This is a genomic window from Nocardia sp. NPDC050718, assembly GCF_040654235.1.
Taxonomy (GTDB): Bacteria; Actinomycetota; Actinomycetes; order Mycobacteriales; family Mycobacteriaceae; genus Nocardia.
Window position 1 is genome coordinate 402,334 of record NZ_JBFAHQ010000004.1, and the last position, 13,039, is coordinate 415,372.

General features: G+C 71.0%; 13 protein-coding genes. 5 read left to right on the forward strand and 8 right to left on the reverse strand.

Annotation, left to right across the window (positions count from 1 at the left end):
- Nucleotides 1–2: 2 nt before the first annotated feature.
- The 4 genes from AB0H54_RS20875 to AB0H54_RS20890 are packed head-to-tail and all read right to left on the reverse strand — an operon-like array spanning nucleotide 3 to nucleotide 4,221.
- Nucleotides 3–1,340: an STM4012 family radical SAM protein gene (locus AB0H54_RS20875; protein ID WP_357346965.1), complete on the reverse strand. Its 1,338-nt coding sequence runs from the start codon at nucleotides 1,338–1,340 to the stop codon at nucleotides 3–5.
- Complete coding sequence (locus AB0H54_RS20880) at nucleotides 1,337–2,173, reverse strand: STM4013/SEN3800 family hydrolase (RefSeq protein WP_357346966.1); 837 nt, start codon at nucleotides 2,171–2,173, stop codon at nucleotides 1,337–1,339. The genes AB0H54_RS20875 and AB0H54_RS20880 overlap by 4 nt, the downstream gene beginning before the upstream one ends.
- A complete protein-coding gene (locus AB0H54_RS20885; RefSeq protein ID WP_357346967.1) occupies nucleotides 2,170–3,225 on the reverse strand; it encodes an STM4014 family protein in 1,056 nt (351 codons plus the stop codon). The genes AB0H54_RS20880 and AB0H54_RS20885 overlap by 4 nt, the downstream gene beginning before the upstream one ends.
- A gap of 15 nt (nucleotides 3,226–3,240) precedes the next feature.
- The gene (locus AB0H54_RS20890) at nucleotides 3,241–4,221 is read right to left on the reverse strand and encodes an STM4015 family protein (protein WP_357346968.1); all 981 of its coding nucleotides are present in this window, start codon (nucleotides 4,219–4,221) and stop codon (nucleotides 3,241–3,243) included.
- 156 nt (nucleotides 4,222–4,377) lie between these two features.
- Here AB0H54_RS20890 and AB0H54_RS20895 point away from each other — a divergent pair, with 156 nt between their 5' ends.
- Together AB0H54_RS20895 and AB0H54_RS20900 are read left to right on the forward strand one after the other, a co-directional pair.
- A complete protein-coding gene (locus tag AB0H54_RS20895; RefSeq protein ID WP_355272188.1) occupies nucleotides 4,378–4,704 on the forward strand; it encodes a hypothetical protein in 327 nt (108 codons plus the stop codon).
- Between the two features lie 17 nt (nucleotides 4,705–4,721).
- A complete protein-coding gene (locus AB0H54_RS20900; RefSeq protein WP_357346969.1) occupies nucleotides 4,722–5,723 on the forward strand; it encodes a DUF6745 domain-containing protein in 1,002 nt (333 codons plus the stop codon).
- A 2-nt stretch (nucleotides 5,724–5,725) separates the two neighbouring features.
- On the opposite strand, the gene AB0H54_RS20905 is transcribed toward AB0H54_RS20900, so the two are convergent.
- Nucleotides 5,726–6,580: an alpha/beta hydrolase gene (locus AB0H54_RS20905; RefSeq protein ID WP_357346970.1), complete on the reverse strand. Its 855-nt coding sequence runs from the start codon at nucleotides 6,578–6,580 to the stop codon at nucleotides 5,726–5,728.
- Between the two features lie 55 nt (nucleotides 6,581–6,635).
- Between AB0H54_RS20905 and AB0H54_RS20910 the strand changes: the two genes are divergently transcribed.
- Nucleotides 6,636–7,226, forward strand: coding sequence for a TetR/AcrR family transcriptional regulator (locus tag AB0H54_RS20910; protein ID WP_357346972.1), 591 nt, complete (start codon nucleotides 6,636–6,638; stop codon nucleotides 7,224–7,226).
- 4 nt (nucleotides 7,227–7,230) lie between these two features.
- Here AB0H54_RS20910 and AB0H54_RS20915 read toward each other — a convergent pair whose 3' ends face one another.
- Nucleotides 7,231–8,184 (reverse strand): endonuclease/exonuclease/phosphatase family protein, encoded by a 954-nt coding sequence (locus AB0H54_RS20915; protein WP_357346974.1) that lies wholly within the window; start codon nucleotides 8,182–8,184, stop codon nucleotides 7,231–7,233.
- A 145-nt stretch (nucleotides 8,185–8,329) separates the two neighbouring features.
- Here AB0H54_RS20915 and AB0H54_RS20920 point away from each other — a divergent pair, with 145 nt between their 5' ends.
- Both AB0H54_RS20920 and AB0H54_RS20925 read left to right on the forward strand, forming a co-directional pair.
- Entirely contained in the window at nucleotides 8,330–9,691 is a 1,362-nt protein-coding gene (locus AB0H54_RS20920; protein ID WP_357346976.1) for a M20/M25/M40 family metallo-hydrolase, read from the forward strand.
- Between the two features lie 26 nt (nucleotides 9,692–9,717).
- Nucleotides 9,718–10,245 (forward strand): YbhB/YbcL family Raf kinase inhibitor-like protein, encoded by a 528-nt coding sequence (locus tag AB0H54_RS20925; protein WP_355272176.1) that lies wholly within the window; start codon nucleotides 9,718–9,720, stop codon nucleotides 10,243–10,245.
- A 59-nt stretch (nucleotides 10,246–10,304) separates the two neighbouring features.
- Here AB0H54_RS20925 and AB0H54_RS20930 read toward each other — a convergent pair whose 3' ends face one another.
- Nucleotides 10,305–12,131 carry a long-chain fatty acid--CoA ligase gene (locus AB0H54_RS20930; RefSeq protein WP_357346978.1) on the reverse strand — a complete coding sequence of 609 codons (1,827 nt, stop codon included), beginning with the start codon at nucleotides 12,129–12,131 and terminating at the stop codon, nucleotides 10,305–10,307.
- 132 nt (nucleotides 12,132–12,263) lie between these two features.
- Nucleotides 12,264–13,010: a GTP cyclohydrolase II gene (locus AB0H54_RS20935; RefSeq protein WP_357346980.1), complete on the reverse strand. Its 747-nt coding sequence runs from the start codon at nucleotides 13,008–13,010 to the stop codon at nucleotides 12,264–12,266.
- Nucleotides 13,011–13,039: the final 29 nt, after the last annotated feature.

Below are 13,039 nucleotides of genomic sequence, written 5' to 3' on the forward strand. Positions count from 1 at the left end.
GGTCAGCGCAGCTCGTAGGCGGCCATCGCGGCGCGCACCGCGGGGGAGAAGAAGCCGGGTCCGATCGCATCGGAGTAGGCCAGGCCCTCCGGTGACAGGCGCAGCAGGTCGGTGCCGGTGTCGGCCAGCCAGCCACGCTCGGCCACGGTGCGCAGCTCGACGGCGAAGTCGTCCCGGGGATCGGTGCCGAAGCGGGCGCGGTAGTCGGCGACGGGGAGCCCGTCGGCTTGCAGCAGGGATTGCAGCAGGTGCCTGCGGGCGGCTTCGTCGCCGTCGACCACCCGGCCGTGCAGGGCCGAACCGAAATCCGTCGTCGCGACGTAGGTGTCGATGATGCCGCGCACCTCGCGCAGGTCGACGGCGTAGTCGAAGGAATAGTGCAGCGCGCTCGTGTAGGAGCGGGCGCCGCAGCCGAGCCCGATCATGCCGTCGGTCTGACAGGCGTAGTCGTCGGGGCCCTGCGGCGGTGCGTCGGCGCGGCGGAACATCCGCATGGACACCTGCTCGTAGCCGGCGGCCAGCAGGTGATCGCGGCCCCGCGCGTACAGCGCGAGCCGGTCGCGGTCCCAATCCAGGTCGGCGACAGCGGGATCGGCGTGCCGGGCCAAGCCGGTCAGCGGGCGCACGTAGAGCGGGTAGAGGTAGATCTCCTCCGGCCGCCACGCCAGGGCCGCGTCCAGCGAGACCCGCCAGCTCGCGGCGGTCTGGCCGTCGATGCCGTAGATCAGGTCGATATTGAGGACGGGGATGCCCGCGTCGCGGACCCGGCCCAGCGCCGCCTCGACCTCGGCTCGCCGTTGCGGCCGCACCGCCGCCCTGGCCTCGGCGTCGATGAAACTCTGCACGCCCAGGCTCAGCCGGGTCGCCCCGCGCTCGGCCAGCACCGTCAGCCGGTCGGCGGTGGCCGTGGACGGCGACGCCTCCACCGACAGCGGGATCGCGCGCAGGTCGGCGCCCATGATCCGCTCGGCGATATCGCACAGCCTGGTCAGCTCGTCGGCCGTGAGGAAGGTCGGGGTGCCGCCGCCGAACGCCGCGTTGGCGAAGCGAAGGGGTGCGGCTTCGCCGAGACCGTCGCGCACGGCGGTGGCCTGGCGGGCGAGCGCGTCGAGATAGCGGCCGGTGAGACCGTCCGGGGCGCCGACCCGGGTGAACAGATTGCAGAAGCCGCAGCGCACCTCACAGAACGGGATGTGCAGATACAGCGAGAGCGCCGAGCGGGATTCGCCCGCCCACACCCGTGACAGCGGCGGTCGATCCGGCAGCGGGCGATAGGCCGTCTTGTGCGGATAACCGTAGACGTAGTTCTGGTAGGGGCGCGGTAGCGCGGTGTCGATCATGCGTCGGGCTCCAGGAAGAAGTGGCTGTAGGGGACCGTCCACACCGACTCGTGGCCGAGCCGGTGACCGGTGTACCCGTCGTCGCCGTAGGCGGTGCCGTGATCGGAGCACACGATCGCGAAACACCGGCGGCGCGAGCGCATCGTGTCGAAGAGCCTGCCGACGTGGGCGTCGATGTACTCCAGCGCCGCCGCGTGGGTGTCGCGGCTGTCGCCCGCGTCGCGGGTCGCGCCCGGCAGGTGGAACCAGTTCGGCTGATGCAGTGCCGAGGCGTTGAGGAACAGGAACAGCCGCTGATCGGCGGGCACGGCGGCGACCGCGCGTTCGGCGCAGGCCACCTGCGCCTCGAACGAGGTCGGTGCGGCCACGGAGAACTCCGGCGCCCAATGGCTTTCGGCGAACAGGCCGGGCAGCACGCTGCCCAGCGCGCCCTGCTTGTTGAAGAAGCCGACGCCGCCGATACACACGGTGTGATACCCGCGGGCCGCCAGCGCCGTCACCAGGTCGGGTTCCTCGAAGACGAAGGTGCCGTCTGCGGTGGTCTCGCTGCCGGCGAAGCGGGCCGCGAACAGGCGCGGATGCGGGCCGGGCGCGGCCGGTGTCGGCAGGAACCCGGCGAACATCGCGTGGTGCGAGGCGTAGGTGAAACTGCCCGGCGCGTGGCGCTTCTCCCAGCGGCCCTGCGGCAGATGGGCGGCCAGGGTGGGGAGTCTGCCCGCGGCCGCGAGTTCGGTGGCGACGTCGTAGCGCAGGGTGTCGAGGGTCAGCAGCAACAGGTCGTCGCGGCCGACGACCTCGGTCATGTCGGGGCGCGACGGGGTCGGGACGGTCATCGTGACGCTCCGATCGGGGTCGCGGCGATGAGCTGCGCGGTGTAGGTGTCGAGCCCCTCGGCCGGGGTGCCGGGCAATCCGGTCAGGCCCGGCAGCAGGTCGCCGAACGCGTTGACCTCCCCGACGGTGAACCGCCGCCACTGCGCACCGGGCAAGAGATCGACCCCGACACACAGGGTTCCGGGGAAGCACGCGGCGGCGCGCTCACAGATCTCCCTCGCCTCGGCCCATCGGTCACCCATCGCGGCCCGGACCCGGTCGAGGTCACCGCGGGCACCGCCGAGGTGCAGGTTGGTCAGCGGGCCACGGCTGGTGCGGACGACGGCATGGGTGGCCCGGCCCGCGATCACCACCACCCGCAGGTCCGCCGAGCGGCCCCCGGTGGTGGCCTTGGGGATCCAGCGTTCGACGTGCAGCCCGTCGGGCGCGAGCCGGTCGACGATGGCGCCGATCGTGCGTTCGTCGCGGTACCGGCGCACCCGCAGCGAATTGTGCAGGGCGCCTCCGGTACTCACCTCGACCGAGGTGATCGCCTGCCAGCGGCCCGACGCGGTGGACTCGATCGCCAGCACCCCCGACGCCGACGAACCGTGCGCGAGTTTCACGAACACCCGGGCCATTCCGGCCGCCCGCATCTGTGCTTTGACCTCGGCCCAGCCGGGCACCGGCCCGGTGACCGGCGACGGCGGAACCGGCACACCGGCCGCGCCGAGGCGGGCATGGCAGCGCCGCTTGTCGAACAGCACCGCGAGTTCGGCCGGATCGTCCAGCCGGTGGCCGCCGCGCAGTGAGTCCACCGCCGCGAGGAATCGGGTGTACCAGCGGGCCGAACCCTCCACCCGGGTCGGATCATTCACCCCGCGCAACAGTGCATCGACTGCCATATTCTCGCCCGGCGAATCCAGCCGGACGATCTCGTCGTCGGCGAACTCGTGACAGCCCTCGGTCAGGACCGACAGCCATTCCACCACCCGCGGCGCCGGGAACCCGGCGGCGCGGGCCGCCTCGGTGAACAGCCGGACCCGCCGGTTCTCGGCGTTGCCGACCACCACCCAGCGCACCTCGGATCACTCGCCGACCGCGACGAACCGCCACACCGAACCGTCGTCGTCCTCGTCGGACTCGGCGTCGTCGGTGTCGAGGTTCAGTTCCACGCCCGCCGGGGTGAGCGTGTCGGCGAGGCGGGCGCCGATCTCCTTGCTCACGTAGTTGTAGTGCAGGTCCAGCGATTTCAGATGGGTCAGCGGCTGGCCGCCGAGCAGCGCGGCGGCACCGTCGTCGGTGAGGACACCCATCGACAGGTCGAGCACTTCGAGGCGGGCGACCACCGGAGCCGAGGCGATCGCGGCACACACCGCGTCCTGGATCTCGCTGTTGCGCAGGGCCAGGCGCTTGAGGCTGGGCAGCTGATCACCGGACAGGATCGGCGCGAGATCGTCGACATCGGCGTCACCGCCGTATTCGGAGGTGCCCAGCCACAATTCCAGATCGTGCAGCGCGGGCAGGTCGCTGGCGGCGATACCGCGCACCACCGCCACCGGCAGACCACCGGCCTGCACCTTCAGCTTGCGCAGGTGCGCGTGGCGGACCGCCGGGAACTCGAGCTGTTCGCCACCGCGCGCGCCGAACTCCTCGAGCAGCGGGAACGCGTCGAGCAGCCGGGTGACCTCACCCTGGTTGATCCAGGAGATCTCGCACTCCTCGCCGACGATGTCGCCGACGAACAGCGCCCGCAGCGCGGGCAGCTGCGCGCGGGCGGCGACGATGGCGTCGATGACATCGTCGGGCCGGTTGTCGTAGGCGTCGGCCCACGAACCGACCACGATCGAACGCACCCGCGCCGCGTCGACGGTGTCGAGGAACCGGGCGAAGGCCTCCGGCCAGGTCTCGGCGGCGTCGTAGGAGTCGACACCGATGCGCCACGCCACACCGTCGGCGGCGGGCAGCAGCCGCACGGCCGTCTCCTGCGCTTCGGCGTCCTTCTCCGGGTCCGGGAACGGATAGGTGGGCAGACCGCCCCACCCGTGCAGATGTTCTCCGATGGACATAGCTGTTTCCCGCCCCTTCTGGCGTAGTGACCCCGTGGTGACAGCTGCGTTTCTACCAAGCGGCACCGACAATCCGCGCGGCGACCCGAGTTGTCGGCCCCTGCCGCTACCGTCCTCGCCACGGCAGCGGTCGCGGGCCGTGACGGGAGGAAATTCATGTATCGACAAGGCGATGTCCTGATCGTGCCGGTGGCCGAGACGGCCGTTCCCGGCAGCGCGCTGGCCGCGCGGGGTGAGCACCGCGACGGGCGGGGCAGGCTCGTGCTGGCCCTCGGGGAGGTGACCGGGCACGCGCATGCCATCGCCGCGCCCGGCCGATTGATCAGGGAGGCGGGCGCGTTCGGGCCGATGCTGCTGCACCTGCCCGAAGGCGGACGGGTGGTCCACGAGGAGCACGCGGCGATCGGCCTGCCGAAGGGGTGGTACCGGGTGGTGCGCCAGCGCGAGTACATCCCGGGATCCGTTCGGGTGGTGGCGGACTGATGATCGGGGAGACGACGATGACGGACAGCGACTGGCGGGCGATCGCCGCCGCCACCGGACCGGGCGACCGGGCCGCCGCCGAAGCGGGTGTGCGCCTGGCCTATTCCCGCGCGGGGCTGCCCGAACCCGAACAGATCCGCTGGGCGCGTTCACCGCTGGCTGCCGTCCGGATCCTGACCTCGGGAATCGAGACGGGCGCACCGGTGCGGGAGGCGGTGCGCAGCGGGCCGTGGGCGGCCGAACGTGCCCGCCTGCACGCCGAACTCGGCGGGCCCGGTTACAGCGCGCACTGGCGGGCCACCGGCGCCGATCTGTGGGAGGTCACCGGGATGGTGATCGACCGGATCCGGGCCGGCGTCGTCGAGGCGGTGGCCGGTGACAGCAAGCAGGAACGGCGGATCCGGGTACTGCTGCTCGATGCCGTGCTCGGCCAGCACGAGGCGGCCTGGCTCAGCGCCTACGACACCGCACCGGGTGGGCCGCTCGGCGGCGTCGCGGCCGTCGCGCGGCACGCGGGCTGGTGGTGGCCCTACGAGAAGATCGCGGTGATCTCCGAACGCCCACTGGCCCTGCACCGCGACGAAGCAGGCAGGCTCGACCGCGCCGACGGACCCGCCCTGGCCTACGCCGACGGCTTCGCTCTGCACGCGTGGCGCGGGATGCCGGTCCCGGCCGAATTCCTCGACAGCCTGGCCTCGCTGACACCGCAGCGTATCCGCGACGAGGAGAACGCCGAACTCCGCCGGGTCATGCTCGAGCATTACGGCTACGACCGCTACCTGACCGAATCCGACGCCCGCCCCGTCCATCGCGACGAGACCGGGATCCTGTGGCGGATCGAGCTCGTCGGCGACGAGGACGTGGTCATGGTCGAGGTCGTCAACTCGACACCCGAACCCGACGGCACGCATCGCGTGTACTGGCTGCGCGTACCGCCGACCACCCGCACCGCGCGCGAAGGCGTCGCCTGGACCTTCAGCCTCGGGGCCGACGCCTACGAACCGCTGCGGCAGACCTGACGTCAGCGCTCGGTCGGCTGCGCCGAGGTGGTGGCGAGGAAGTCCGTGACGGCGGCCGCGACCGCGGCGGGCTGGTCGAGCATCGACAGGACGTAGGCGTCGTCGATCTCGACCAGCCGGGCGCGGGGGATCAGTTCGGCCAGGCGGCGGCCGTGCTCGCGCGGCATGACCTTGCCCGCCGACGACCACAGGATCAGGGCCTCGCCCCGGAAGTGCCGCAGCGCTTCGGTATTCGCGACGAGGTCGGACCCGCGGAGATCCGAGCGCATGTAGGCGAGCACATCGCGGCGGATGCCACGGTCGCGCAACCCCGGTTCGGTCCAGCCGTGGACGAGGTCCTGCGGGATCGGGAACTTCGCCATCCAGCCGAACATCAGCGGGCTCTCCCGCAACCACCGGATGCGGAGCTGACGCAGCGCGAGGGTGACGCCGCCGGGCAGGTAGGCGGCCAGTGTCGCGGTCTTGCCGGGCAGCCCGGGCGGGAAGTTGTCGAACGCCTCGCTCGGGAAAACGATCAGCCTGCCGACACGCTCGTCGAGGCCGTAGGCGGTGAGGAACAGGGCGCCGCCCCAGTCGGAGTGCACGAGGGTGACCTCGCGCAGGTCGAGGGCGGCGAGGAAGTCGGCGACGAGCTGCGCGAGGCCGCGCAGGCTCAGGTCGGTGCCGGGGCGCAACGGTTCGGGGTGCGCGCCCAGCGGCAGGTCGGGCAGCACGTAGCGGAAGCCGGTCGGGAGCAGGTCGAGAACGGAATCCCAGACCGTGTGGTTCATCAGCAGGCCGTGCAGCAGCACGACCGGTGGGCCGTCGCCGCGTTCGTGGTAGTGGACGGGGCCCGAGGGCAGATCGACGGTCGGCATGAGAACCTCCAGCGTTAGAGTATCCGCTCTAGTGCGTTTGCTCTAGTCTGGAGCGGTGAGCGAGAAGATGTCAACGGCCACCCGGGATCGGCTGGTCGTCGCGGTCGCCGAGCTGATGCGCACGCACGGGTACAGCGCGATCACCGTCAAACAGATCACCGCGGCCGCGCAGGCCCCGATGGGGTCGCTCTACCACCACTTCCCGCACGGCAAGGTGCAGATCGCGGCGGAGGCGCTCCGGACCTCCGGCGCCGCCTACATCCAGCTGCTGCCGCTGCTGATGGACCCGCACCCCGATCTGCGGCTGGCGGTGCCTGCCGCGTTCGACGACGCCGCGCGCACGATGGCCGAGTCGGGGTGGATCAATATGTGCCCGGTCGGCACCGTCGCCGGGGAGATCGCCGACAGCGAACCGGAGTTGCGGGCCGTCGCCGCGGAGGTCGTCGCGGACTGGATCGACCAGGGCACCGCCTACTTCACGCGGCGCGGGCTGGCCGCGGGCGAGGCACGCGATCTTGTCCTCGGCCTGCTCAGCGCGCTGGAAGGCGCGTTCGTGCTGGCCAGAACGTTGCACTCGGCCGAACCACTGCACGCGGCCGGACGTGTGGTCGGAGCGCGGATCGACGTACTCCTCGCCGCCCGCTGAACGCCTACCGGCGGTCGAGGACCACGCGGGCCACCAGCGCCCGGTGATCGGCACCGGGCAGCGCGACGGTCGCCACCGCGGTGGCGTGTGCTCCGGCGAGCAGGAAATGGTCGATACCGACCAGTGGCGGCAACCGCTTGTCCGTCGGATAGGTGACCAGATGCCCGGCACCCGCCTGCGCGGCGGCATCGGCGAACCGGCCCGACGCCAGCGCCCGGAACCGCGCGTGATCGTAGGTGGCGTTGAAGTCGCCGCCGACGATCACCGGGCGATCGGCGGGGGACCGGCGCAGGACATCGCCGAGCCGGGACAGTTCGTCGGCCCACACCCCGACGTCGTAGACCGGCGGGACCGGGTGGACCGCGTAGACCGAGACCGGCCCGACCTCGGGAACGGTGGCGGTCGCCGAGATCTGGTTGAGGACGTAGCCGTCGTATTCGACGGTGTCCGACAGGGGGAAACGACTCCAGATCCCGGTGCCGCTGGCGGTCTGACCGGGCGCGAGATAGCGGTAGGGCAGCACGTCGTCCAAGCCGGCGCGCCCGAGCTCGGTGACCGCAGCCCGGGTGAGCTCGTTGACCGTGAGCACCGCGACGTCCCTGGCCCGCACCTGCGCCACCAACACGGCCGGGTCGGCGCCGTCGAAGAGCAGATTCGCCTGCATCACCGTGATCGCGGGCCCGTCGCCCCCACCGTCGGCGACATACAGCGGCGCCTGCGTCGCGATGCCGAGACCGGCGACGACCACCGCCGCACCGGTCGCCACCCACTGCCGGGTCGCCGCGAACCCCACCGCGCCCAGGATCGCCCCGCCCATCAGGTAGGGCGCGCCCGCGGCGGCGAGCACCAGCGGCTCGGCCGACCAGCCGACGACGTGCAGGGCCACACCCAGCGCGCCAGCCGCCGTCGCCGCGCCCGCCACCAGCAGCGTCCCGACCCGAACGACCCGCGATCTCATCGCCACAGCCAAACACGCCGGGCGACGGACGCGCGAATCCGGCGGAATTCGGCTCAGCCCGAGCAGTAGTCGCCAGCAGCGGCGGAATCGGGTGAGCCAGGGGAGATGGCGCGGGGGACACCGCCGGGGTGGTAGGAAAGGGGACGTGTCGGCATCTGGCGAGAGTTCTGGTTCGAACGAACGGTCCCGCGCGGTGGACGAGGTGGTGGAGCTGGTCAGCGCGCTGATCCGGTTCGACACCTCCAACACCGGTGAGCTGGCGACCACCAAAGGCGAACGCGAGTGCGCCGAATGGGTGGCCGAGCAGCTGCGGGAGGTCGGCTACGAGACCGACTACGTCGAATCGGGCGCGCCCGGCCGCGGCAACGTCTTCGCGCGGCTGAAGGGCGCCGACTCCGGCCGTGGCGCGCTGATGATCCACGGCCATCTCGACGTCGTGCCCGCCGAGGCCGCCGACTGGAGCGTGCACCCGTTCTCCGGCGCGGTCCGCGACGGCTACGTGTGGGGTCGCGGCGCGATCGACATGAAGGACATGGTCGGCATGACGCTGGCCCTGGCCCGCCAGTTCAAGGCCGAGGGCACCGTCCCGCCGCGCGATCTGGTGTTCGCCTTCCTCGCCGACGAGGAGAACGGCGGCAAGTGGGGTTCGCAGTGGCTGGTGGACAACCGGCCCGACCTGTTCGACGGCGTCACCGAGGCGGTCGGCGAGGTCGGCGGGTTCTCGCTCACCGTGCCGCGCCCCGACGGCACCGAACGCAGGCTCTACCTGGTGGAGACCGCCGAGAAGGGGCTGGGCTGGATGCGGTTGCGGGCCAAGGCTCGCGCCGGGCACGGCTCGTTCCTGCACGACGACAACGCCGTCACCATCCTCGCCGAGGCCGTCGCCCGGCTGGGCAGGCACACCTTCCCGGTGGTGCTGTCGGACTCGGTGGCCGAATTCCTCGCCGCGGTCAGCGAGGAGAGCGGGTTGCAGTTCGACCCGGAGGGCCCCGACATCGAGGGGCAGCTCGCCAAGCTCGGCACCATTTCCCGCATCATCGGCGCCACCCTGCGCGACACCGCCAATCCGACGATGCTGCAGGCCGGCTACAAGGCCAATGTCATTCCGCAGACCGCGGAGGCCGTGGTGGACTGCCGCGTGGTGCCGGGGCGCCAAGCCGCGTTCGAACGCGAGGTCGACGAGCTGATCGGCCCGGATGTCGAGCGCGAATGGATCACCAAGCTCGACTCCTACGAGACCACCTTCGACGGCCATCTCGTCGACGCCATGAACGACGCGGTGCTCGCCCACGACGCGAACGGGCGCACCGTGCCCTACATGCTCTCCGGCGGCACCGACGCGAAGGCGTTCGCGCGGTTGGGTATTCGCTGCTTCGGCTTCGCGCCGCTGCAGCTGCCGCCGGAACTGGACTTCACCGCCCTGTTCCACGGGGTGGACGAGCGGGTGCCGGTGCGGTCACTGGAATTCGGCACCCGGGTACTGGAACACTTCCTCCTGCACAGCTGAGCACGACGCCACGAATCGGAGACTCCATGAGCTACAACCCGTATGACGCACTGCCGCAGGTTCCGTCGTTCACCGTCACCTCCGCCGACATCACCGAGGGCCAGCCGCTGGCCAACGACCAGGTCTCCGGTGTGTTCGGCGCGGGCGGCAAGGACATCTCGCCCCAGCTGAGCTGGTCCGGGTTCCCCGAGGGCACGCAGAGTTTCGCGGTCACCGTCTACGACCCGGACGCGCCGACCGCCTCGGGCTTCTGGCACTGGGCCGTCGCCAACATCCCCGCCTCGGTCACCGAGCTCGACGCGGGCGCGGGCAGCGAAGGCGGCACCCTGCCCGCCGGTGCGGTCACCCTGCGCAACGACGGCGGCTTCCCCGGCTTCGTCGGCGCCGCCCCGCCGCAGGGCCACGGGCCGCACCGGTACTTCGTCGTCGTGCACGCCGTCGACGTGCCCGAACTCGAAGTCGGACCGGACGCGGCGCCCGCCTACCTCGGCTTCAACCTGTTCTTCCACACGCTCGGCCGTGCCACCCTGATCGGCACCTACGAGCAGAACTGAGCGTGGAACGGCGGTGGCCCCGGGAGTCGGAACTCCCGGGGCCACCGCCGTTGTCGTAGCTACTTCACGTTGACGACGTGATCGGCCGGGGTCGCGGCGTAGAGCTGTTCGATGTCCCCGGCGTACTTGGCCGCGATCGGGGTGCGCTTGAGCGACATCTTCGGGGTCAGCTCGTCACCGCCCGGCTCCCACAGGGTTTCCACGATCACGAAGCGCTTGATCTGCTCCACCCGCGAGAGTTTGCGGTTGCCCGCCGACACCGCGGCCTTGACCTCCTCGACGATCTCGCTGCGGCGGGCGAGCTCGGCGTGGGTCGCGTCGGTGGCGCCGAATTCCTTGGCGCGCAATGCCGCGACATCGGGGTCGAGCATGATCAGCGCGGTGATGTACGGGCGGGCCTCGCCGATCGCGACGGCCTGACCGATCATCGACGACGCCGCCTTCATCGCGTTCTCGATGTTGGAGGGGGCGATGTTCTTGCCCGCCTCGCTGATGATCAGTTCCTTCTTGCGGTCGACGATGCGCAGGTAGCCGTCGGCGTCGAGGGTGCCGATGTCACCGGTGTGCAGCCAGCCCGCGTCGTCGATCGCCTCGGCGGTCTTGTCGGGCATGTTGCGGTAGCCGGGGGTGACGATCGGGCCGCGGATGAGCACCTCGCCGTCGGCGTCCAGCCGCAGTTCGACACCGTCCATGACGCGACCGACCGAGCCGGGGCGCGGCTTGTCCAGATCGGTGAAGGTGCCGACACCGGTGGTCTCGGACATGCCCCACACCTCGCTGACCGCGAAGCCGAGACCCAGGAAGTACTCCAGGGTTTCGGCGGGCACCGGGGCGGCGCCGGACGCGGCGACCTTCAGCTCACCGAAACCGAGCGCCTCGCGCAGCTTCGACAGCACCAGCGCGTCGGCGGCCTTGTGCTGCACGCCGAGTAGCAGCGAGCCGCCCTCGCCGGACAGCTTCGCCTTGGCCTGCGCGACACCGACGCCGATCGCCCAGTTGGCCAGCGCCTTCTTCACCGGGCTCGGCTCGACCGCGAGCTTGTTCTCGATCCCGGCCTTGATCTTCTGCCACACCCGGGGCACACCGAAGAACACGGTGGGGCGCGCGTCGGGCAGGGCGGCGGCGATCTCGCGCGGGTCGGGCACGGTGGTGATCTGGATGCCGGTGAGCAGGCTCATCGCGTGCGCGGAGATGCGATCGGCGACGTGCGCGGCGGGCAGGTACGACACGGCGCGGTCGTCGAAGCCGACCGGCAGCGGACCGGAGACCAGGCCGACGACCTGGGCGATCACATTGCTCTGGGTGAGCTCGACGCCCTTGGACGGGCCGGTGGTGCCGGAGGTGTAGATCAGGGTGGCCAGATCACCCGGCTGCACGGCCTGCCACGCGGCGTCGAAGTCGAAGTCGGGCTCCGGATCCGATTCCAGCTGGGCCAGGCCGAGGGTGCCCTCGGCGGTGCCGTCGACCAGGACGGTGTGCTCGACGTCGGCGCCCGCCTCCCGGATGACGTCGAGGAACGCCTGCTCGGTGATCACGACCTTGTTGCCCGCGTTGGCGAACACGTGCGCGATCTGCTCGGGGGAGCTGGTGTTGTACACCGAGAACGGGGTCGCGCCCAGGTGCAGGGCCGCGGTGTCGATCAGGTTGAACTCGGGGCGGTTGGTGAGCATGATGCCGACCGCGTCACCGTGGCGCACACCGAGTTTCGCCAGGCCGGCGGCCAGCGCCCGCACCCGCGTCGCATACTCCGCCCAGGTGATCTGCTGGGTGCCGCCGACCGTCCGCAAGGCGATCTGGTCGGGCCGCAACGCGGCGGTCTGCTGGAAGGCGGCGGGCACGGTGTGCACCGTGACGCCCGAGGCGTGCGCGAAACCGATGTCTGTCATATCCCTGTTCCCGAATAGGCCGTTCCGGATGCCGAGCCAATGCGAGTGAATCCTTCTCATCGTCTCGAGCGATGGGCGTCACAGTGGCACAGCTCACTCATCGTAACCGGACATACGGGATTGTGGCGTCGGTTACCGCCGACCGAAGAGCCGTTGCCAGCGGCGCCTCGCACGCCGATCGTCGTCCACGGGCCGTTCCGGCGCGGGAAAAGGGGTTGTCTGCGGGGCCCAGGGGGCGAAATCACGCGGAATCATGTGCTTGCGCCACCGCACTTTCGCATCCAGGTAGCGCCGGCCGCGATCGGTTGCCATGCGCACGGCCAGCGGGATCACCTCGACCGCGATGCCCGCGTCGGCGAGCGCGCGCAGTTTGTCGGGATTGTTCGTCAGCAGGCGCACCCGATGGAAGCCGAGCCCGAACAGCGCCTTGGCGACGAGTTCGTAGCGCCGGGTGTCGGGTTCGAGGCCGAGGCGGGCGTAGCTCTCGAAGGTGTCGATGTCGTAGCGCTCGCTGGTGCCGTAGCCGATCGCCTTCCAGATCAGCCCGGCCCCGCGGCCTTCCTGCTCGAGATAGACCAGGACGCCGGCGCCCTCGGCTTGGATCAGGTCCATCGACAGGGCCAGTTCGGGTCCGCAATCGCAGTCGTCGGAGCCGAGCGCGTCACCGTAGAGGCAGCGTGAATGCACCCGGACCAGTGGCTGTTCGCCGGGGTCGCCGAAGACCAGCACATAGCCACCGTCGGTGGGGTCGTCGATGGTGTGCACCTGCACGCGCAGCTGGGCGCCGTTGCGGCTGAACTGGTGCTCCGGTCGCGGATCGTCAACGTCTCGTCCGGTCGCCTCACCCGGCGGGAACTGGACGGGCTCGATGATCGTCAAGCGCTCCTCCGAGACGGTGTCGGCACCGG

What these genes read in the sequence shown, in the direction of transcription:
- AB0H54_RS20890 (WP_357346968.1), bottom strand. Translation starts at nt 4,221, where the DNA reads ATGTCCATCGGAGAACATCTGCACGGGTGGGGCGGTCTGCCCACCTAT.
- AB0H54_RS20895 (WP_355272188.1), top strand. Translation starts at nt 4,378, where the DNA reads ATGTATCGACAAGGCGATGTCCTGATCGTGCCGGTGGCCGAGACGGCC.
- AB0H54_RS20880 (WP_357346966.1), bottom strand. Translation starts at nt 2,173, where the DNA reads ATGACCGTCCCGACCCCGTCGCGCCCCGACATGACCGAGGTCGTCGGC.
- AB0H54_RS20925 (WP_355272176.1), top strand. Translation starts at nt 9,718, where the DNA reads ATGAGCTACAACCCGTATGACGCACTGCCGCAGGTTCCGTCGTTCACC.
- AB0H54_RS20915 (WP_357346974.1), bottom strand. Translation starts at nt 8,184, where the DNA reads ATGAGATCGCGGGTCGTTCGGGTCGGGACGCTGCTGGTGGCGGGCGCG.
- AB0H54_RS20905 (WP_357346970.1), bottom strand. Translation starts at nt 6,580, where the DNA reads ATGCCGACCGTCGATCTGCCCTCGGGCCCCGTCCACTACCACGAACGC.
- AB0H54_RS20930 (WP_357346978.1), bottom strand. Translation starts at nt 12,131, where the DNA reads ATGACAGACATCGGTTTCGCGCACGCCTCGGGCGTCACGGTGCACACC.
- AB0H54_RS20875 (WP_357346965.1), bottom strand. Translation starts at nt 1,340, where the DNA reads ATGATCGACACCGCGCTACCGCGCCCCTACCAGAACTACGTCTACGGT.
- AB0H54_RS20900 (WP_357346969.1), top strand. Translation starts at nt 4,722, where the DNA reads ATGACGGACAGCGACTGGCGGGCGATCGCCGCCGCCACCGGACCGGGC.